The organism is Psychrobacter sp. W2-37-MNA-CIBAN-0211 (assembly GCF_040309405.1).
Lineage (GTDB): Bacteria > Pseudomonadota > Gammaproteobacteria > Pseudomonadales > Moraxellaceae > Psychrobacter > Psychrobacter glaciei.
Genome location: NZ_JBEOOU010000003.1, coordinates 304,545 through 325,368 on the forward strand (window position 1 = coordinate 304,545; position 20,824 = coordinate 325,368).

The 20,824-nt window shown below is 42.8% G+C and carries 13 protein-coding genes; 7 read left to right on the top strand and 6 right to left on the bottom strand.

Features of this window, described 5'->3' with window-relative positions:
* Positions 1–113: 113 nt before the first annotated feature.
* Positions 114–1,679 carry an FGGY-family carbohydrate kinase gene (locus AAEY72_RS05910; protein WP_352309816.1) on the top strand — a complete coding sequence of 522 codons (1,566 nt, stop codon included), beginning with the start codon at positions 114–116 and terminating at the stop codon, positions 1,677–1,679.
* A gap of 62 nt (positions 1,680–1,741) precedes the next feature.
* Here the strand turns inward: AAEY72_RS05910 and AAEY72_RS05915 are convergent, their stop codons facing one another.
* The gene (locus AAEY72_RS05915; RefSeq protein ID WP_352309817.1) at positions 1,742–2,908 is read right to left on the bottom strand and encodes a MalY/PatB family protein; all 1,167 of its coding nucleotides are present in this window, start codon (positions 2,906–2,908) and stop codon (positions 1,742–1,744) included.
* Positions 2,909–3,397: 489 nt separating this feature from the next.
* Here AAEY72_RS05915 and AAEY72_RS05920 point away from each other — a divergent pair, with 489 nt between their 5' ends.
* The 4 genes from AAEY72_RS05920 to AAEY72_RS05935 all read left to right on the top strand — a co-directional run bounded on the left by AAEY72_RS05920 (position 3,398) and on the right by AAEY72_RS05935 (position 10,940).
* Positions 3,398–5,524, top strand: a complete 2,127-nt coding sequence (locus AAEY72_RS05920) for a YadA-like family protein (protein WP_352309818.1) — start codon at positions 3,398–3,400, stop codon at positions 5,522–5,524.
* A 153-nt stretch (positions 5,525–5,677) separates the two neighbouring features.
* Entirely contained in the window at positions 5,678–6,517 is an 840-nt protein-coding gene (locus AAEY72_RS05925) for a hypothetical protein (protein ID WP_352309819.1), read from the top strand.
* Positions 6,518–7,185: 668 nt separating this feature from the next.
* Positions 7,186–8,889, top strand: a complete 1,704-nt coding sequence (locus AAEY72_RS05930; protein ID WP_201589019.1) for a DUF262 domain-containing protein — start codon at positions 7,186–7,188, stop codon at positions 8,887–8,889.
* A 2-nt stretch (positions 8,890–8,891) separates the two neighbouring features.
* Positions 8,892–10,940, top strand: coding sequence for a DUF262 domain-containing protein (locus AAEY72_RS05935; RefSeq protein WP_201589016.1), 2,049 nt, complete (start codon positions 8,892–8,894; stop codon positions 10,938–10,940).
* 107 nt (positions 10,941–11,047) lie between these two features.
* Here AAEY72_RS05935 and AAEY72_RS05940 read toward each other — a convergent pair whose 3' ends face one another.
* Positions 11,048–11,851 carry a crotonase/enoyl-CoA hydratase family protein gene (locus AAEY72_RS05940; protein WP_352309820.1) on the bottom strand — a complete coding sequence of 268 codons (804 nt, stop codon included), beginning with the start codon at positions 11,849–11,851 and terminating at the stop codon, positions 11,048–11,050.
* 215 nt (positions 11,852–12,066) lie between these two features.
* Between AAEY72_RS05940 and AAEY72_RS05945 the strand changes: the two genes are divergently transcribed.
* Together AAEY72_RS05945 and rlmF are read left to right on the top strand one after the other, a co-directional pair.
* Positions 12,067–12,765 carry a LysE family translocator gene (locus AAEY72_RS05945; protein WP_352309821.1) on the top strand — a complete coding sequence of 233 codons (699 nt, stop codon included), beginning with the start codon at positions 12,067–12,069 and terminating at the stop codon, positions 12,763–12,765.
* 65 nt (positions 12,766–12,830) lie between these two features.
* The gene (gene rlmF, locus AAEY72_RS05950) at positions 12,831–13,868 is read left to right on the top strand and encodes a 23S rRNA (adenine(1618)-N(6))-methyltransferase RlmF (RefSeq protein WP_189583864.1); all 1,038 of its coding nucleotides are present in this window, start codon (positions 12,831–12,833) and stop codon (positions 13,866–13,868) included.
* A 242-nt stretch (positions 13,869–14,110) separates the two neighbouring features.
* On the opposite strand, the gene AAEY72_RS05955 is transcribed toward rlmF, so the two are convergent.
* The 4 genes from AAEY72_RS05955 to recF form a co-directional block, all read right to left on the bottom strand.
* Complete coding sequence (locus AAEY72_RS05955) at positions 14,111–14,740, bottom strand: manganese efflux pump MntP (protein ID WP_352309822.1); 630 nt, start codon at positions 14,738–14,740, stop codon at positions 14,111–14,113.
* Positions 14,741–14,799: 59 nt separating this feature from the next.
* Positions 14,800–16,281 carry a DUF6880 family protein gene (locus AAEY72_RS05960; protein WP_352309823.1) on the bottom strand — a complete coding sequence of 494 codons (1,482 nt, stop codon included), beginning with the start codon at positions 16,279–16,281 and terminating at the stop codon, positions 14,800–14,802.
* A 126-nt stretch (positions 16,282–16,407) separates the two neighbouring features.
* Positions 16,408–19,053, bottom strand: a complete 2,646-nt coding sequence (gene gyrB, locus AAEY72_RS05965; protein WP_352309824.1) for a DNA topoisomerase (ATP-hydrolyzing) subunit B — start codon at positions 19,051–19,053, stop codon at positions 16,408–16,410.
* Positions 19,054–19,553: 500 nt separating this feature from the next.
* Positions 19,554–20,768: a DNA replication/repair protein RecF gene (gene recF / locus AAEY72_RS05970; protein ID WP_352309825.1), complete on the bottom strand. Its 1,215-nt coding sequence runs from the start codon at positions 20,766–20,768 to the stop codon at positions 19,554–19,556.
* Positions 20,769–20,824 lie beyond the last annotated feature (56 nt).

Consider the following 20,824-nt stretch of genomic DNA (forward strand, 5'->3'; position numbering starts at 1 on the left):
GGATGCATTTTACGCAGCCTCTAGAGTTTTGAGGTCGCACAGCAAGCAAGGAAAATGTATTTCAGTAGCACGTTTTGACGTTTATGATTATCACCACATAGTTAAGGACAACTATGACCACTCTTGATGACCCGATTTATTTCTTAGCTATCGATAACGGCACCCAAAGCGTCAGAGCGCTTATCTTTGATCAGTTCGGCACTGAGATCGCCAAAGCCCGTGTGCCTATCGAGCCGTATTTCTCTAAGCAGCCCAACTATGCCGAGCAACATGCCGACTATTATTGGCAAAAGCTCAGCGAGGCCTGCCAGCAATTATGGCAAAGCTGCGATGTCACCCCAGCACAAATCGCCGGTGTCAGTCTCGCGACCCAGCGCTATACGATGATTTGCTTGGATAAGGATAAACAGCCGCTGCGCCCTGCTATCGTATGGATGGATTTGCGCCGCGCTGAGACCAATGATATTGGCTTCTTAAGTCCATTGACCAAAATCATTGGCATGGGCGAGCTAGTACAAGAAGCTCAGCAAAAAGCGCGCTGTAATTGGCTCGCGCAAAACGAGCCTGAAATCTGGGCGAAGACTGCGCACTATGTCAATCTCTCCGCCTACCTCACCTATCAGCTCACTGGTGAACTCGCTGATTCGACAGGCCATTCAGTTGGCTACCTGCCTTACAACTTTAAAGCACAAAAGTGGCTAAAACCTACAGATCTCAAATGGCGCTTATTCAGCTGTACCCCTGATCAAATGCCCAAAATTATCTCGCCCGGTCAAAAGCTCGGTCAAATTAATGTTCAAGCCGCCGAGGCCACAGGTATTCTACAGGGCACACCGATGATTGCTGCCGCCAGCGATAAAGCTTGCGAAGCTCTAGGGGCAGCGGGTCTCGCTACCGACACGGCCTGCTTAAGCTTTGGTACCACTGCCACTATTAACACCATCTCTACCGATTACGTCGAAGTCCTCAAGCACATGCCTGCCTACACCGCCGCCGCGCCAAACTATTACAATCATGAGTATATGATCTATCGTGGCTTTTGGATGGTCAGCTGGTTTAAAGAGCAGTTTGCTCACTACGAGGAGCAGCTGGCGCAGACTCAGGGTATCGATACTGAAAAGCTCCTCGATCAAGCGGTCAAAGACATTCCAGCAGGATCTATGGGTCTGATGATGCAGCCGTATTGGTCGCCCGGTGTTCGTCATCCGGGGCTTGAGGGCAAAGGCGCGCTCATTGGCTTCGGCGATGTGCACACGCGGGCGCACGTTTACCGTGCTATCTTAGAGGGACTGGCCTACGAGCTTAAGCTTGGTTTTGATACCATTGAGAAGCGCACGGGCAAGCCCATCAAACACTTGCGTGTCTCTGGTGGCGGCTCTCAAAGTGACTCAGCCATGCAGCTCACAGCAGATATTTTTGGCATGCCCGCCTACCGACCGCATACTTATGAAGCCTCAGGCTTAGGCGCTGCCATCAACTGTGCGGTGGGTCTTGGCGTTTATCCTGACCATTTAACCGCGACACAAGCGATGACCCATTTGGGCGATGAATTCTTACCCATTGATGCCAATGTCCAGCTCTACAAGCGCTTGTATAATGAAGTCTATCTAAAGATGTACGAGCGCTTACAGCCCTTGTATTATAGCATTCAAGACATCACTGGCTACCCTGCCAAATAAGATAAAACGGCTGCGTCAGCCTAACCTTAATATTGATTAGGAGTGATGGCTTGCGTTGCTGTTTAATTGTCATCACTACTTAAGGCTGTATAAATACGGTTCAAGCCTTCTCTCAACACCGCTTGAGGACAGGCCACGTTAATACGCATTTTAAGGTGTCCCTCATTACCATATTTGACACCAGAATTTAGCTCAACTTTAGCGTCTCGCAGTTTGTCATAAAGCACTTGATCAGTCTCACCATACGCCGAACAATCTAGCCAGATTAAATACGACGCTTCTGGGCGCATCACCTTAATCTTAGGTAGATGCCCTTCTAAAAAGTGAATCGTTAATTCGATATTTTTTTCAATATAACCAAGCGCCTGCTCAAGCCACTCACCACCCTGTTCATAAGCATTACGCATAGCCGCATAAGCAAATAGATTCAGTTCATATTCATCGTTTAAGTTCTGCTGTTCGCTGATTTTTCTGAGTAATGCCTCATCTTTGGCAAAGATCATCGAGCCTTTAATACCGGCGATATTAAAAGTTTTGGTCATAGAGGTAAGGCTTACCACGTTGTGCTCATAATCTTTTGCTAGCGTCAAAAAAGGCGTGAATGTGTAACCTTGTAAGGTTAAATCTTGATGAATCTCATCGCTGACAATCGCTACATTGTGCTTTTTGCAAACCGCAAGCAGCGCTTCTAGCTCATCTCTCGCCCACACGCGCCCGCCCGGATTGTGCGGATTGCATAGCAAATACAGCTTAACCTTATACTCAACTATTTTGGCTTCAATGTCTTCCAAATCAAGTTGATATTTACCCTCAGTTTCTTTTAATGCAGAGGTCACCAGCTTGCGACCGTTTTGCTCCACCTTAGTCATAAAGGGTGTATAAATGGGATCATTGACCAATACCGCACCCCCTACTTCAGTAAATACGCTCATCATCAGTGCGAGGCTTGGCACGACACCAGGTGAGAACAAAATATGCTGCTCATCCAACCACAAATCATAGCGACTGCCATGCCACTGAATAATCGATTTATACAAAGCCGCAGTGGGTTTGGTATAGCCCAATATGCCATGCTGCGCAATTTTCTCAATCGCGTCTAATATCGGCTGGGCAGCCTTAAAGTCCATATCCGCCACCCATAGTGGAATCGTGTCATCGGTATAATGCCATTTGACTGACCCCGTATCACGCCTATCAATTATCTCATCAAAGTTGTATAGCACTGACATTCTCCTAACAGATAGTGGTCACTTATTATAGTCTAGATAATAGCGTTGTCTTTACTGTTTGAATGATTAGGACACGCCCTAGTAGTATTAGTCTCTTTCAACCGTAATTATCTATTCATCGGCTTAAACGACCTTTGAGTAAATAATGCTAACAATAGTTAAATTTCTATCAAATATTAATGTTACATTTATATTGCGAATTCTGAATAGTATCTAGGCCGTGTTATCAATTAGCACATGGATACATTTAGTGGTCTTAAAATGGCTAAATTTTGCCAAACATCGTCAGAAATCTTGTCAATATGTTCATATTTACGGCAATTTCTTCCTTGTTTGGCTGCAATTTTCCTCAGTTTAAGCCTCTCAATCTAAATGATGACACGCCTTAGTCGTTTACGTCAGAGTACGCTGATATGACGAGCGTTAAGATAGACATTGACCTCTACCAACCAATTAGCCCCGAGGGCTTTTAAAAAAGGATATAGCATTATGAAAACGGATTTTCTACCATGCTCAGCACTAAAAATTAGTGCGCTTACCCTAGCCATTGCCGCTGCTTCTTTGAGTACTTCCGCTGTGATGGCGGCTGAATGTCAATTAGGCAGTGGGAACACAGGAGGCGCAACCAGCTTGGGGACAGATGCCCTAGCTTGTGGCCCGAACACCAGCGCCTTTGCCGACAACGCCACCGCAGTGGGTCAAAATGCGTTTGCGTCGGATGAAAACGCTGTGGCGATCGGTAACACCGCCTTTGCCTCTTTTGAAAATGCTACCGCTATTGGTGCAAACTCACAAGCTGACGGTGTCGATGCTGTAGCGCTTGGCGGTGGTGTATCTACAAATGGTTCGCGCGCAGGTGCGCAGGCGTTAGGTAACTCGACAACTGCCATTGGTGGCGAAAGCTTAGCGAACACCCCAGGCGCGACCGCTTTGGGTTGGCAGGCAGAAGCTTCTGGGGCTATGGCTACCGCAGTCGGTCATCAAACGACCGCATCAGGCGACCAAAGTTTTGCTGGTGCTGAAGATGCCGTGGCTTCAGGTACTAATGCGGTTGCGATAGGCAATACTGCCGTTGCTTCAGGCGCTGACGGCGTGGCAATCGGCGGTGACAGAAGTGGTGTACGTCAGACGACTGCTTCGGGTACTTCTTCTACTGCTGTCGGTGCGCAAGCGCAAGCCACTCAAGCGGGTACTACTGCTGTAGGTTGGCAATCAACCGCTAGTGCCGAGCGCGCTCAAGCATTCGGTCATTTAGCCAATGCCAGCGGTGTACGCTCTACGGCAGTCGGTGAAGCCGCTGCCGCTCAAGGCGAAGCGTCGGTAGCGTTAGGTAATAAATCCGTGGCAGGTGGCACCAACGATACCGTCGCCATCGGTAACGCGGCAAACGCAGGTATGAACTCAGCCACTGCAGTTGGCGGTCAAGCCAATGCTGCAGGATTAGGCTCCACCTCTATCGGTTGGCAGTCAAAAGCAACGGCTGAACGTGCACAAGCATTCGGTCACTTAGCCAATGCCAGCGGCGTACGCTCTACTGCTGTCGGTGAAGCAGCTACCGCAGCTGGTGCTAATGATACTGTCGCCATCGGTAACAAAGCCAATGCTGGCATGAACTCAGCCACCGCAGTTGGCGGTCAAGCCAATGCAGCAGGATTAGGTTCTACCTCTATCGGTTGGCAGTCAAAAGCCACGGCTGAACGTGCGCAAGCATTTGGTCACTTAGCCTCTGCGACTGGCCTGCGCTCTACTGCGGTTGGTGAAGCGGCCAGCGCTGAGTCAGACAACACCATCGCTATCGGTAACAACTCAGTAGCCTCAGGCCTTGACGGCGTGGCGATTGGTGGGGACAGAAGTGGAGTACGTCAGACGACTGCTTCTGGCACTTCTTCAACCGCCGTCGGTGCGCAAGCTCAAGCCACTCAAGCAGGGTCTACCGCAGTAGGTTGGCAATCAACTGCAAGCGCCGAACGCGCACAAGCTTTCGGTCACTTAGCATCAGCAACAGGAGTACGCTCTACGGCAGTAGGCGAAGCGGCAGCAGCTCAAGGTGATTCTTCTGTAGCAGTGGGTAATAAATCTAGTGCTAGCGGTGCAAATGCTATTGCTATCGGTAATGGTGCAACAGCAGCAAGCGACAACCAAATCGTCTTAGGTAATGCCGGTCAATTACAGGCCAGTACAGGATCACAGTCAGGCGCAACCAACATAGTCACTACCGATGCCAATGGCACGTTAGGCGCTAGCGTCTCTGTCAACTCTTTGGCTACCGCAAACCAGCTAGCCAACACGGATGCTCAAGTCGCCAACTTAGGCACAGCCTCAGTTAGCAATGCGAGACAAATTAACGATTTGCGCAACGAGTACAACCGTCAAGAAGATCGCTTAGATGAAGCGGAAGACGGTATCGCAATGGCGCTAGCGCTCGAGACACCAGTCATTCCTTCAGGCAAACGCTACGCCATGACCATTGGCACAGGCTATTATAATAGTGGCTCAGCACTGAGCACCTCATTTGCTGGACGCGTGAATGACAGCATGACGATCTCAGCGGGTGCAGGATTTGGTCTTGATACTGGAAAAGTCGGGGCACGTGGCGGGGTAACCTTCGCTTGGTAAATGGCGCAAAAATATCGACTCAACCAATCGCTATTTAACTCAATAAAACCTCGCGATTGCGGGGTTTCTTGCGGTATGTCTATTTTACTTATTACTGCACGTACTCTTTAATCACACCAACCAGCCTTTTGGGCTTTTAAAAAGGATTTACTCATGAAAATGGACTTTCTACTACAATCAACGCTAAAAATTAGTGCTCTTACTCTCGCCATTGCCGCCACTTCTGCATGCACTGCTATGGCAACAGGCGCTGAGACTCAACCTGTTACTGCAAACGCTCAAATGATGGCAAACGCTAACCCTACTGCCATTACTTTAGGCAATAGTGCTATGTCTAGCGGCACTAACGACACAGTTGCTATCGGTAATATGGCCAATGCAGGTCTGAACTCAGCCACTGCCCTCGGTGGTCAAGCCAATGCCGCAGGTCTAGGCTCAACGTCTATCGGTTGGCAGTCAAAAGCCACTGCCGAACGTGCACAAGCATTTGGTCACTTAGCCAATGCTAGCGGTGTTCGCTCTACTGCTGTTGGTGAAGCCGCTATGGCTGGTGGCACCAATGACACCGTCGCTGTCGGCAATAAAGCCAATGCAGGTCTGAATTCCGCAACGGCTGTCGGCGGCGAAGCCAATGCTGCTGGTCTAGGCTCAACGTCTATCGGCTGGAAATCCAAAGCCACAAGCGAGCGCGCACAAGCATTCGGTCATTTGGCTGACGCTAGTGGTGTTCGTGCTACGGCAGTCGGTGAAGCGGCAGCAGCACAAGGCGCAAACTCGGTCGCTGTTGGTAATAAATCTATGGCAGCTGGCATGAATAGCATCGCTATCGGTAACGGAGCAATGGCAGCCAAAACCAACCAAGTGGTCTTAGGTAATGCCGGACAAGTGCAATCTAGTACCGCAGCACAGTCAGGTACGGTCAGAATCGTCACTATCGATGACAATGGCACGTTAGGCACTATGATGGTTGACTACTATAAGTCGACTAAATAATTATAGTTGAACTACTAACACTGGGACAGCTATAAACAGTCATACTAAATAAAATCAAAAACCTCGCAATTGCGAGGTTTTTTTGGTTGGTATGTTTGGTTTGCTTGATGGTGTTTTGAAGTGCCGCTTTAGATTTCGTGGTTATTAGAGTTATTATAAAGTTGGAGCCAATCCTGCCATTCGCTATTATCTGCTTAAATAGGCGTGGCGTGGCTACGGCTTGGGACATTCCTGTTTGGTCACGAGACCGCCCCAAAACCTAGCCTTCGCAACACGCCTATTCAAGCAGGATAGCCGCTACTGTCAGGGCTAAAACGCTTTTTAGGGCAACCTCTATAAATAAATCGAAATTTAGTTGAGGGGCGTGGTTTTATTAAGGCAGGACAACTTTCTTACAGAGGAAAAAGCAGAAAGTTAAACTAAATGCTTCAACTCAACCACACTAAATTTCAATCACATCTTTTACTAAAAGTAATAAAATCTGAATATAATAATTAAATAATTATCCTCAACTTAAAACTAAACTTATCTGACTAAAAAGCTTGTATATCACCTCATAGTTTGTTAAAAGTAATGTTAAACATTTGTGTTGCAAAGTAAACATAACAACTAACTCTAAGTAAACTGGAAACTGGAAACTGGAAACTGGAAACTGGAAACTGGAAACTATGAAAAATACACTAGAACTTAAAACTATAAGTGAATTACGCGACTATCAGTTTATTATTCCATCATATCAAAGAGGTTATAGATGGACTGAAATTGAAATATCAGAGCTATTAAATGATATTGATAACTTCAAACCTCGTGCAATTGAGTCTGACCCTGATGATAGTACTTGGTATTGTTTGCAACCAATAGTAGTAAAAAAAGATCGGAATGGACATTTTGAGGTGATTGATGGACAACAGCGACTAACGACTATTCATCTAATATTATTCTGCTTAAATCGAGATTATGTAGTAGAAAAGAGAGATAAACTATTCAAGTTAGACTACGATACTAGACAAGATTCTGGTAAATTTTTAGAGGGCTTAGAGCGTCTTGAAGGTATTAATGAAGATAATATAGATTTCTACTACATCTCTCAAGCTTATAAGACTATTAACTCGTGGTTCGATAGAAAGTCAGAAGATCATTTTTTCGATAAATCTAATTTTTTATCGAAGTTTAAATTCCATTCAAGAGTTATTTGGTATGAAAGTATGGAAGATGACCCTATTTCTATTTTTACACGCATTAATATTGGGAAAATACCGTTAACTAATTCAGAGCTAATAAAGGCTTTATTCTTAAATAGTTCAAACTTTAATGAACAGAATAATAAGCTAAGGTTACGTCAATTAGAAATTGCTAATGAATGGGATAGAATTGAAAACTCATTACAAGATGATAAATTTTGGTATTTTTTAAATAAAGAAAAAGGTCTTACTAATCGTATTGAGTTTATATTTGATTTAATGAACGAAAACCCAGACCCTAATGATAAACTTACCACTTTCAGGTTCTTTAGTAAAAAATTTAAAAAACCAAGTAATAAAATTTTAGCAGATAACTGGGAAGAAATTAAAGATTACTATAGTAGGTTTTACGAATGGTATAAAGATAGAAATTTATATCACAAAATTGGTTATTTAGTTTCAGTTAAATCTACAAGCATCAATGAACTATACTTAGCGTCAACCACAAAAAAGAAATCAGAATTTGATGAATACTTAGATACTAAAATAAAAAATAGCTTGAAAAATATCAATATTTTAGATTTACAATACAGTGACAACTCTTATGTTAAGCAAGTTTTTCTTCTTTATAACATATTAACAATGTTATCAAGTGAACAAGACAACTCTTATTTTCCTTTTGACTTGTATGAAAAACAGAAGTGGGATATTGAACATATTACATCTATTAGAAACAAAGAGCCTGAGGAACAGTTTAGAAGACAATGGTTAGAGGATGCCAAAATATTTATCGATAAAAATCTATTAAAAGAAGAAAAGCAAGAGGACTTAGTAACACTTATCGATGATTGGCAGGATGCGGATGATACAGGATTTTCTATTTTATTCGAGAAAATAAACAACCATTTCAATCATTATATAGACTCAGAAGATGATATAAATAATCTCTCCAACTTAGCACTTTTAGACTCAGCTACTAACAGGAGTTATAAAAACGCTATATTTCCATTGAAAAGAAAAACTATTATTGATAGAGATAAAGAAGGCGCATTCATTCCAATATGTACTAAAAATGTTTTTCTAAAGTACTTTAGTAATTACCCACCTAAAATATCTTTTTGGACTCAAGAAGATAGAAAGAATTACGAAAACGATCTAACTAATACCTTATCTAAATATATTGAGAGCTAAACATGCATTCTGATTCTGACTACAAAGGGGATTTACTTACTTTTTTCGAACTTTTAGAAAAATACCCTGTGGAAGTACCTATAATTCAAAGAGATTATGCTCAAGGTAGAAAATCTCAGTCAAAAGTAAGAGAGAGCTTCTTAAAAGCTTTATATAAAAGCCTAAATAATGAAGAGCCACTCATGTTAGATTTCATATATGGAAGTCTAGATGAAGAAAAATTCCAGCCTTTAGACGGTCAGCAGAGACTCACAACCTTATTTCTGCTTCACTGTTATGGCTCTATAATTTGTGAAGTCTCAAATCAAGAAACAGAAATTCTAAAAAGATTTTCCTATGAAACCCGTATGACCTCAAGAGACTTTTGTAAAAAATTAGTTGACAATTTAGGTAACCTTTCACAAATAAATATTAATAAACAAGCTAACTCTGAAGTATTCGAACTTGGTAGTGTAATTACTGATTCTTCTTGGTTTTTTCTTTCTTGGAGAAATGATCCAACGATAGATGCGATGCTTACTACTCTTAACGATATTCACCATATGTTTTCTAACATTAAAAACCTTTGGAGAAAACTAACTCAGGAAAAAATAATTCAGTTTTATTATATAGAACTAGAGCACTTGGGCCTAACTGACGACCTATATATTAAGATGAATGCTCGTGGTAGACTCTTGACAACTTTTGAAAACTTTAAAGCTAGTATAGAAAAGAAACTGAGTGAATCTATATGGGAAAAAGATATAGACATTAAAGATACATTTAATATTAAAATTGATGGACAATGGACCGATCTCTTTTGGAATAACTTTAAAGTTGGAACATCTATTGATGAAGCATTCGTTAGATTCTTCGCATTTGTTTTCATGGTTGATTCAACTTTTAGTAAAAATCTTAACACAGACGATAGGAATGAGATAGTTAGACAGCTTCAAGATAATTCTCATAATATTTCTATTGAATTACTTACAAAGGATGCTTTTAAAAGATTAGTCAGCTATTTGAATATTCTTAATAGGGCATACCCAATAATTGTTGACAATGAACTTCATTTGGATTTTTTTAGACATAGTCCCGATAAAAACTTCCTACATGAAATGCTTACAAATACAAATGAAGTATCTTATACTCAAAAAGTCTTACTATTTGCTCAAATTCAATATTTCTTGAATCTTAATGACTTATCTGACTTTAATAGTAATTTTTATAATAACTGGATGAGAGTTATAAGAAATATAATTGCTCTTGGAGATGTAGATCAAAACGGCAAAAGGCCCGATATAATTCGTACCCATCAGGCTTTTCCTGGAGTCTTAAATCTTATTTCTGAAATATCTAATGGTAGTAATAATATTTACGAATATTTAGCTGATAATAGTAACAAAATAAGTTCGGCTTTTTCCAGAACTCAAGTTGAAGAGGAAAGAGTTAAAGCTTATCTAATATTATCTGATCCTAATAGGGAAAAGACTATATTAGAATTAGAAAGCACAGATATATTAAGAGGAAGATTGGAGTTTATTTTTTACTGTATAGATTTTAATCCAAACTTTGACTTAATTACAGACAGCTCTTTTAATGACAATAAGTTTAAAATAGTTGCTAAAACTTTTATTCAAAACTTAGGTAACGAAAGTTGTTTAACCAACAACCTCAGAAGAGCACTACTTACTATTGAAGTTGATAATGAATTTAAGTTCTATGACTATTGGCATTCTTATTGGTATCACCTTGAAAAAGATATGATAAAGAGAAAACTCGTGTCTAAGTACAGAGAAATTGAATATATTCTTCACTCAGATCATCGTGAATATTTTAAAAAACTCATACTTAGTCTTGAAAGCCAAGACTTAATAGATATTATTAACAATTTTTCTCCACTTGAGAGCTTTCCACAATGGAAATTAATACTTATTAAAAATACATTACTGCTTGATAATTCGAAATCAAAATTTATCGCTATTTCAGATGATGATAAATTTTGTTATCTTTTAAAAAGTGCTAGGCCAAGGAACGCCGAAGGTAGTACTAGAATTCCACCTTTAAATTAATATTTTTAATTTAAAGGTGGAATCATTATGTTTCATAGCTGAACTATCTTAGCAAATCATGGGACTATCTATGCAAACGGTCTGTCCGTTTGCATAATACAATGAATTTAACGCCCCTTAAACTCAGCCGCTCGCCTTTCAACCATCGCCATCACGCCTTCTGTCGCATCTTCTGAATGAAACAGCGGCGGCAGATAACTATGGATATTCGCCAATGCAGTTGCAGCGCCATTGCGGCTGGCATCTTGTGCTGATGACAATGCCCCTCTCACACCTAGCGGTGCTGCCTGACAGATCTCTTGCGCAAGCGTCAGTGCTCGCTCATATTCAGACCCATTTGCCACCACTTCACTGACTAGATTCAGCCTGTCAGCCGTTTGCGCATCGAATGCCTTACCCGTGAGTAGATACGGCATGGCTTTTTGCCAGCCTGCTGCTGCTACAAACCGTACCGTTGCACCACCAAATGGCATGATACCGCGCTGTACTTCCATTTGTGCAAAGTTGCAGTTATCACTAGCGATGACCACATCACTATTGAGCATCAGCTCGATAGCCACAGTAAAGCAAGTGCCTTTTACCGCCACTACTACGGGCTTGGTACGCAATTTTCCACTGATGCCCCACGGGTCGATTTGGTTATCGTCAAACTCAAACACACCGTCATTTAGCTTGTCTTGCAGCTCTACCAAATCCAGACCTGCGGTAAAATGATCTCCATGAGCAAATATTAAGGCACAGCGTAAATTGTCATCTTCCTCATAGCGAGTGAGCGCTTCAGATAACTGCGCAATCATATGACTGTCAAAGGCGTTGCGTTTATCGGCACGATTTAGCCCGATCAGGCAAATATGGCCGTCTGTTTCTTGGGTAATTCGATTGTCTGTGCGGTTATTATTTTCCATAGTCATGGTCTTGTCCTTTTTAGAATGCTAGTTTGCAGGGTTCACCTTATGCCAAATCAATATTGCTAAAGATTTATTCGACTTACTTTTAATATAGACATACGCCCTCTGCAACGCAAGCACCGTTTTCGCGTTGATGAATAGCTGACATCAATATTAGTTGACCTGATTTGCGATAAGTGCAACTATTATTCAAACTAAGACATGACTCAGAGTATTTTATGGAATTTTGGCACGGTTTTTTGCTGATCACTAGCGTCCATCTACTCGCTGCTGCCTCTCCAGGGCCTGATTTTGTCTTGGTATCACAGCAGACATTAGCAAAAGGTCGACGCACGGGTTTGGTTTGTAGCCTTGGTATTACCTTGGGTCTTGCTGTACACATTATCTATTCGGTGCTGGGACTGGCAACAGTGATTGCCCATTCACAGCCGCTATTGACCGCTATTAAATGGTTGGGTGGTAGCTATCTAATTTATCTTGGATGGCAAGGTATTCAAGCCAAACCAAAAAAACCATTAGATTTAGCAGCTTCAGAAAATGTAGGCATTGATACTTCAAACACTAAGTCTACCGAGCAAGCACAGCTGCTTTCTACCAAAAAACCTTTTATTAATAGCGACTCAACTTTCGCCATTCTACGTCGCGGCTTTTTTTGCAATGTATTTAACCCAAAAGCGCCGGTGTATTTTGTCGCCATATTTACCTTAGTACTGTCACCTGACATACCGCTTTGGCAGTTAGCAATCTATGGCGTATGGATGATGGTCTTGCAGATGGCATGGTTTAGCACGGTGGTGATGTTACTTTCTATCCCTGCGATTCATCGCCGCTTTCAACGCTTTGAGCATTGGATAGACCGCGTCTTGGGTACAGCGATGATTGTATTGGGATTAAATCTTATCTTACGTAGCCGATAAGACCTTCGTTACCTACGAAATCTGCTAAAATGGTGCATTATATTCAAACATCAAAGCCCGATACTATGACCAGTAAGCCTATGAACCGTCGCCCGACCGCCAACAATCACAGAAACAGATCGCCTGAGACTGCTAAAAAACTCGGTCAGCTACATCCGCGCAATCCGCACCAAGGTCGCTATGACTTTGCGGTATTGACCCGTGCCTTGCCAGAGCTTGCCAAGCATACGATTACCAATCCTAATGGTGAGCCAACGATTAACTTCTCTGATCATCAAGCGGTAAGAGTGCTTAATCAGGCGCTATTGGCCCATTATTATGGCGTCAAGTTTTGGGACATTCCTGAAGGTTACTTGTGTCCACCGATTCCGGGACGCGCAGATTACATTCACTATGTTGCCGACTTACTTGCGCAAACCAGTCATACCAATGACGATAACCTCCCGCCAACGGGCAAAGAAATCCACGCTTTAGATATCGGTACGGGTGCCAGCGCCATTTATCCGATTATCGGTAGTCAAAGCTATGGTTGGCGCTTTACCGCGAGCGATATCGATCCTATTTCGGTCAATACCGCCGCACTTATTTGTGACGCCAATCCAAAGCTAAAAGGCGCGGTGAAAGTTAAGCTGCAACCTAACCCCAAAAAGTTTTTTGCAGGCATCATCGGTCGTCAAGATTACTTCGATGTGGTCGTTTGTAACCCTCCGTTCCATGCTTCATTAGAAGAGGCGATGGAATCCAATACCCGCAAGCAGCATAATTTGCAAAGACATCGTGGTAAGAACGAAAGCGAGCAAGTAAGCCGTAGCTCAACGAAATCTGGCAATGCGGCACAAAACCTAAACTTCGGTGGTCAGCATAAAGAGCTATGGAGTGAAGGCGGCGAGATTACCTTTTTAACTAAGATGATAAAAGAGAGCCAAGACTTTGCTGAGCATGTTGGCTGGTTTACTAGCTTAGTCTCTAAGTCTGAAAACGTAAAACCTTTACAGCTATTGCTAAAGCAGCTCGATGTCACACAGATGCGCATTATTGAGATGAGCCAAGGGCAGAAAAATACCCGTATATTGGCATGGCGTTTTAACACTGACGAAGAGTAGTAGCCACCGTTTTTAATTCTTAAAGTTTCACGTGAAACAAAGAAAAGCACCGCTCTGGGTTCTAGAGCGGTGCTTTTTATTGAGAAAATGGGTTGAAATGAAATATAGTAAAAATATCCTAAAAACGCGTCGGTATTGCTGATATCAATTTTTTGTCGCCTCTGTCTGCGCAGGCACAGCAAGCAAGAAAAATTGATATCAGCAGTCCTAACATTTGAATGTTCAACAGACCCTATAGTTATTTAGCCAAAAAACATGATTTTTACACCAATTAAAATAAGCACCAAACCACCCAGTGCCTCTGCTTTATCCTCTAACCATGTGCCAGAGCGCCAGCCTAAATAAACACCGAACAGCCCAAATACAGCCGTTACTACAGCGATAATTAAACACGCAAACCAAGCATTCAGCGCCAATAAGTTAAGCGTAAACCCTGCCGCCATGGCATCGATGCTGGTGGCAATTGCGAGCGTAAGCATAGTGCGATGATTGATATGGTTGTTTCCAGTATGAATGACGGCAACTTCATTGCCAGCCGTATCAATATCATGGGCTTTTAGATGAAGCGCACTGTCTACCGCATCCTCCCCATCGCCAGTAAACACCTCATACAGCATTTTGCCACCGAGACCGATCAGTATAATGCCGCCAATCCAAGGCGCAGCAGCAGCCAACCAACCTAGTAAAGCCGCTCCTAATAAATAGCCAATAAGCGGCATAATACCCTGCGCAACACCAAAATATAACGCCGCATAAACAGCTAAACGTAACAAATACTGCTTGCTTTGTTTTTGTGATTTTGACCCTAGCCCAATCGCAACGGCAAACGCATCCATCGCAAGAGCAATGGCAAGTAATACAACTTCAATCATTTTATTCTTCGCTTATTTTTGCTTATTGCCATAAGTTTCACGTGAAACATCACATCGATTTAATCGTTTACCTTTTCCCAAAAACTACGCTTTTTGCCATGCTTATCTTTAAGCGTAATGACATATTCTTCATGGGTTGCAAGTTCGCTGTAAGGCTTAGACGATTTACTAATAACCGTATCAAGCTTTGTTAGACGGTTGAAGTAGCGAGCCGCGTGACCATAGGCTTTGCTGCGAGAGCTGTCTAGAATATCATTAAGTAAAGTGCGATAAATAATAACTTGAAGTAAATCAGTCTCAGCTGGCAACTCCTTTAACATGCCGGTTAGAGCTGTATAATGTACATCAGCAAACTGGCAATACTGGGCAACTGCGACTTGATTGGCAAGCCCAACCTCTCCTATTTCTAGCAGTAGTGATGTTGCCATAAATACATTTTCTTGTTGCTCTGCCAGCTCATAAGCTCTTTTTCGCCACTGAGCTTGCTGAGCAGGACTGGCCTCAGCCATGATAGCTTTTAGCCTTGAAGCGCTTGGTTGCAGCTCAAATGCCTCGCCTAGCACTTCCATGAGCGCATCGGTATTCTTTTGCATATGATATATGTGACTCAGCCAATCTAAGCGTCTGGTCTTATCTAACAGACCATCGCTTTGCCACTCTTCATTTAAGTAGTGTAGTGCCTTATCAAAAGCTCTTTGATTTAGCAAAAATGTTAGCAACTCTTCTAATATTCGAGGATGAACTGGTCTAGTCTCTTGCATCTCAAAAAAGATCGTTTCAAAAAAACCCACATCACCTAGCGCCCTTGTTAGACTTTTTATGGCGATCTCAATTACCATTTTTTCATAGTTAATTGAAAAAGCACCATCGCTTAAAGGGCTGTTTTGCCTTTCATTGGGCACATCTTCATTTGCCTTTTTTGTTTGTATAATCTCACGCTCTTGTTGATAATCAGCGATCAATCCACGTATCTCAGGCTCAGATAACAGCTGATTAATATCTTCTAATAAACTATCTTTAGTACCATAATCATTATCGTCAGCCAGCACTTTTACTTTCTTTATCCAAGCATGGCTGAGTATATCGCGCTCATCAACAGGTATGTCTCGCTTTTCTTGCTCATAGCATGTGCTAGCTACTATCAGCCAAGATGCAGTCAAACTCCTATAAATATCACCAATATAGCCGTTGGAATCATCAGCACGCCCTAAGCTAGCATTAGTAGATTCTATAAATAACTCAAGTAACGTCAAGCATTCTTGTGGTTGCTCAGGATAAAAACTCATTATGTCACTGGCTAAGTGCTGAAGCTCAGTAGCAAATTCGCTAGACTCCCAGTAATCTACAAACTTCCTTCGTCTTCTAAGTCCTTTTAGTGTAGTGGTTAACTTTTTTATAAGTTTAGGCTTATCTGATTGTAATAGCAGACGCTCAATTTTTTTATCGAGCATTTTATCTACACCATACACATCAGAGACAAAATCAATTAAGGCCGTTTTTGATAGTTGTGACAAATACTTCTTTTGTTCTGCGTTTAGCATAGTGTTACCCTCACTATTTTACTGGTAATGTTTCACATGAAAAAAGCCACCTTGCGAGCAAGATGACTTTATACCAATAAATACTTATATTCAAACTTCAAGGTCTACAATCTCAAAGCTTAAAAGCTAAATATCCAAATTAGACACTGTTAACGCATTTTCTTCGATAAAGATACGACGTGGCTCAACGTGATCACCCATTAGGCAGGTAAACATATGATCCGCTGCGATAGCATCTTCGATTGTGACGCGTAGCATGCGACGGTTTTCAGGATCCATAGTGGTATCCCAAAGCTGATCAGCGTTCATCTCCCCTAGCCCTTTATAGCGCTGGATTGCCAAACCACGACGCGCATCCAGCATCATCTGTTGCCAGAGATAATCAAAGTCACGGACTGGAATGTCTTTGCTAGCACCCGTAGTATTCTCGCGGCGGATAAACGCGCTATCCTCAAGCAAAGTATTCCATTCCGCCGATAATCGTAGCAACTTGGTATATTCACCTGAATTGATAAAGCTTGCATCTAGCAGATAATGATGGGCCAATTGATGCACATAAACCGTGATGCGAGGTAACCATTGCGCTTTAGCCGATAATGCTTCACCGTCAGAAGTGTCGCCATCTTCAGCTGCTACGGCAGGTTTCATACCCAATAAGTCTGCAGCGGCTGCATCCATATTTTTCGGTTGCGGCGCATGAATATTGACCAATTCAATCTCAGGGCTCAGATCACTACCGAAGTGCTCAAGCTGAGTTTGCATAGCCTCTTGCCACCCTTGCATAGCAGACTTATCGTAAGTCATGTCGGTGCTAAGCTTCGGCGTATGCGTTAAAGCATCCAAAATCACCGCTGGAAAACGAATTTGCAAACGGGCTTTAATCAGCTGCGTTTGGTTATAGTCGTTCAATAGCGTTTCTAACGCTTGCCCAGTAATCGCAGGCGCATCCTCACTGATATGTAGCTTGGTATTGTCAATCGTAGATGACAGTAGATACGCTTTAAGCGCTTCATCATCTTTTAGATACAGCTCTTGACGACCTTTTTTTACTTTATATAGTGGTGGCTGAGCGATATAAATATAGCCACGCTCGATCAGCTCTGGCGTTTGGCGGAAGAAGAAGGTCAACAGCAAGGTACGAATGTGTGACCCATCAACGTCGGCATCGGTCATGATGATGATTTTATGATAGCGTACTTTATCAGGATTATATTCATCAGGGCCAATACCACAGCCAAGCGCGGTAATTAGGTTACCCACTTCCGCAGACGATAGCATTTTATCAAAACGCGCACGCTCAACGTTTAGAATTTTACCTTTTAGTGGCAAAATCGCTTGGGTCTTACGGCTACGACCTTGCTTCGCTGAACCACCTGCAGAGTCACCCTCCACGATATAAAGTTCTGAAAGCGCTGGATCTTTTTCTTGGCAATCGGCCAACTTACCAGGCAAACCGGCGATATCCAAAGTAGTCTTACGACGCGTCATCTCACGCGCTTTACGAGCTGCGTCACGCGCTCGTGCTGCATCAATGATTTTATTCGCAATGGCTTTACTAGCCGTTGGATTCTCTAACAAAAAGTCGTTGAATTTGTCGTGCATGGCCGATTCAACAGCAGATTTTACTTCGCTTGAGACCAGCTTATCTTTGGTTTGACTAGAGAATTTCGGATCAGGCACTTTGACCGAGACAATCGCCGTTAGTCCTTCACGCGCATCGTCGCCCGTCGCGGTCACTTTCTCTTTTTTAAATAAGTTTTCACGATCCATATAACTGTTTAGACAACGGGTCAATGCTGAACGAAAGCCTGATAAATGCGTACCACCATCGCGCTGCGGGATGTTGTTGGTAAAGCACAATACTTTTTCGTTATAAGTATCTGTCCATTGCAGGGCCACTTCGACACTGATGCCATCGTCTTGCTCACTATCAAAATGGAAGACTTCGTTGACGCCATCTTTGCCCGCATTGATATAGCTGACAAACTCGGACAATCCACCTTTATGCTCAAACTCATGACGCTTATCGATACGCTCATCGGTCAAGACGATGCGTACACCTGAGTTCAAAAACGACAGCTCACGTAAACGCTTGGCTAAAATATCATATTCGAAGATAGTGCCAGTAAATACGTCATTACTAGGGTAAAAGCGGATTTGAGTACCGGTTTTATCCGTTGCTTCCATTTGCTGAATGTCAGCATCAGGCACGCCATCCGTATAAGTCTGATGATAGTGATAGCCTTCACGCCAAATATTCATTTCCAGCTTTTTAGATAAAGCGTTAACGACCGAAACGCCGACACCATGCAGACCGCCTGAGACTTTATAGCTGTTATCATCGAACTTACCGCCTGCATGCAGGACAGTCATAATAACCTGCGCCGCTGACACACCCTCTTCTGGATGGATATCGACAGGGACACCGCGACCATTATCCATGACACTGACCGATTCATCTTCGTGAATGACGATATCGATCTGATCACAATGACCGGCCAACGCTTCATCGATAGAGTTATCCACTACCTCAAAGACCATATGATGCAAGCCAGTGCCGTCATCGGTATCACCGATATACATCCCAGGACGCACGCGCACGGCTTCTAAACCGCGTAAGACACGGATATCTTTGGAGCTATAATCAGAAGGTAAACTCTCAGGAACGGCGGCAGGAACAATCGTGTCAACGACAGTATCTGACACTGTAGCATCTGAAACTGTCGTATCGGCTGTCAATTGCTCGTAATCGGTAGGTAATGAATCACTCATGTGCATTCCTTAATCTAGCCATCATCAGCCCATCACGGGCGCACCATTACGGTGACGCCTCACGATGTTATCTTAGACTTAACGTTTTATGGTCAAAGTCTTTCATGCGTATTAGTAGCTAAATAGCGTTAGCTACAACTTTGTGGCGTGTCTTTAAAGACATAAAATTAGCGCTCAGTTTTTTAATACTAGCTTCTGTTTTTTTGAACATTATTGAAGCCAAGTAAAATAAATAAAACGCATGTTTATCAGCCACTTAGAATTTTATAGATAATAAAAAAACTCTATATCACGCCATAAGATAACTTGCTGAGAATAGGACAAAAATAAAGCCCCATTTTAGCATTTTTTCCCTTCTAAGTCACTGTTTACTGGCAGTTTTATCACTATTCGTTAAGTATTTTAGGATAGTGAAAATTATGTTGGAATAAGGGTGGAATTTATAGATCAAATGCAGAGTTGACGACAAAGCAAGGAGGCAATAATGTCAGAAATAATTACTATTGGGCAGATGAGATTTGACCTTGTTTCACATGAAACATATTAGGTTCTGACCATAGTTTGTTGACTAGCGGCACGATATCCTCGGTCAAACTGGTCATAAATACCTGACAGGGCAGCTGTGCTAGCGTTGACAATAAAATCTCAATCGCCCTATCATCCAGCTCTGCGGTGATATCGTCTAACAGTACCACGGGTGTCACTCGTGATTTAAAATCATTATTAGAGGTATCAGCACCTTTTTCAGTATTAAGTAGCAGCGGCAACTGTGATAAGCGCAATGCGGTGATCAATAGTTTCTTTTCACCACGCGACAACACATTAGCGGCCTGCTCTTTTAAAACGGGTAATTTCGTGTGCACATCGCCTTCTACTGTCGTGCTTTTAGTTAGCTGCCCTTCATGCATGGCTAGCGGCTCGCTAGAGCGCCAATGGACATGAATATCGGCACGGTGGTTACCGATACGGGTATAGCCCAGCTGCAAATCCTGCTCCAAGCGCTCATTAAGCTGTACATCGAGCGCAACATTGGTATCGTAACCGGCGCTATAGCTCAAGCTCAATTGCTCCGCATAAGCAGGCAATAACTGAGCAATGCTTTGAGCAAAGTAAGGCTGCCATTCACTAAATATTCGTTCTCGATAGTGGTGGATAAGTGCGGCATGATTGCTCAGACCTTTGTCCCATGCTTTTAGCTCAGCGAGTTGAACTTGGCTCAAATGACGCGATTTTTTTAGCAAACTATTGCGCTGTTTTAACAGGCGTTGATAAGCCACCCACTGCGGATGAAAGCCTTGTTTCATGTGAAACACCAACCAATCCAATAGCTGTCGACGACTGGCACTGCCCTGCTCTAACATGTCCATCGTAGAAGGATCTATCAATAGTGTGGGGAGCTGTTCGGTTAAGATGCTTTGATTGTAGACCGTGGTTTGATTGAGGCGTAGTATCGTCGTCGCATCAGCTTGCTTTTGAATCGCTAAAGTACTGCTGTCACTGAGCCTAGCATGTACCGTCGCGTTGTCTTTATGATGCTGAATATAGCGTTTGGGCTGGTGATGACGAAAACTCTTGCCTCTTGATAGCAAGAATATTGCTTCTAATAGCGAGGTTTTGCCACTACCGTTCGCGCCGATAATGACGTTGCAAGCAGTGGCAAGTAGATTGACTTGGCTGAGGTTACGTAGGTGTGAGATTTGTAGACGTTCAATCATAATGTCGACAGCCGCCTATTTTCGCCACCTACATTTTAGCAGGCAAAAGTTTAATT

Excerpts from the sequence above, each read along its gene's own strand:
- AAEY72_RS05915 (WP_352309817.1), bottom strand. The coding sequence starts at position 2,908 with ATGTCAGTGCTATACAACTTTGATGAGATAATTGATAGGCGTGATACG.
- gyrB (WP_352309824.1), bottom strand. The coding sequence starts at position 19,053 with ATGAGTGATTCATTACCTACCGATTACGAGCAATTGACAGCCGATACG.
- recF (WP_352309825.1), bottom strand. The coding sequence starts at position 20,768 with ATGATTGAACGTCTACAAATCTCACACCTACGTAACCTCAGCCAAGTC.
- AAEY72_RS05960 (WP_352309823.1), bottom strand. The coding sequence starts at position 16,281 with ATGCTAAACGCAGAACAAAAGAAGTATTTGTCACAACTATCAAAAACG.
- AAEY72_RS05925 (WP_352309819.1), top strand. The coding sequence starts at position 5,678 with ATGAAAATGGACTTTCTACTACAATCAACGCTAAAAATTAGTGCTCTT.
- rlmF (WP_189583864.1), top strand. The coding sequence starts at position 12,831 with ATGACCAGTAAGCCTATGAACCGTCGCCCGACCGCCAACAATCACAGA.
- AAEY72_RS05940 (WP_352309820.1), bottom strand. The coding sequence starts at position 11,851 with ATGACTATGGAAAATAATAACCGCACAGACAATCGAATTACCCAAGAA.
- AAEY72_RS05920 (WP_352309818.1), top strand. The coding sequence starts at position 3,398 with ATGAAAACGGATTTTCTACCATGCTCAGCACTAAAAATTAGTGCGCTT.
- AAEY72_RS05955 (WP_352309822.1), bottom strand. The coding sequence starts at position 14,740 with ATGATTGAAGTTGTATTACTTGCCATTGCTCTTGCGATGGATGCGTTT.
- AAEY72_RS05945 (WP_352309821.1), top strand. The coding sequence starts at position 12,067 with ATGGAATTTTGGCACGGTTTTTTGCTGATCACTAGCGTCCATCTACTC.
- AAEY72_RS05930 (WP_201589019.1), top strand. The coding sequence starts at position 7,186 with ATGAAAAATACACTAGAACTTAAAACTATAAGTGAATTACGCGACTAT.
- AAEY72_RS05935 (WP_201589016.1), top strand. The coding sequence starts at position 8,892 with ATGCATTCTGATTCTGACTACAAAGGGGATTTACTTACTTTTTTCGAA.
- AAEY72_RS05910 (WP_352309816.1), top strand. The coding sequence starts at position 114 with ATGACCACTCTTGATGACCCGATTTATTTCTTAGCTATCGATAACGGC.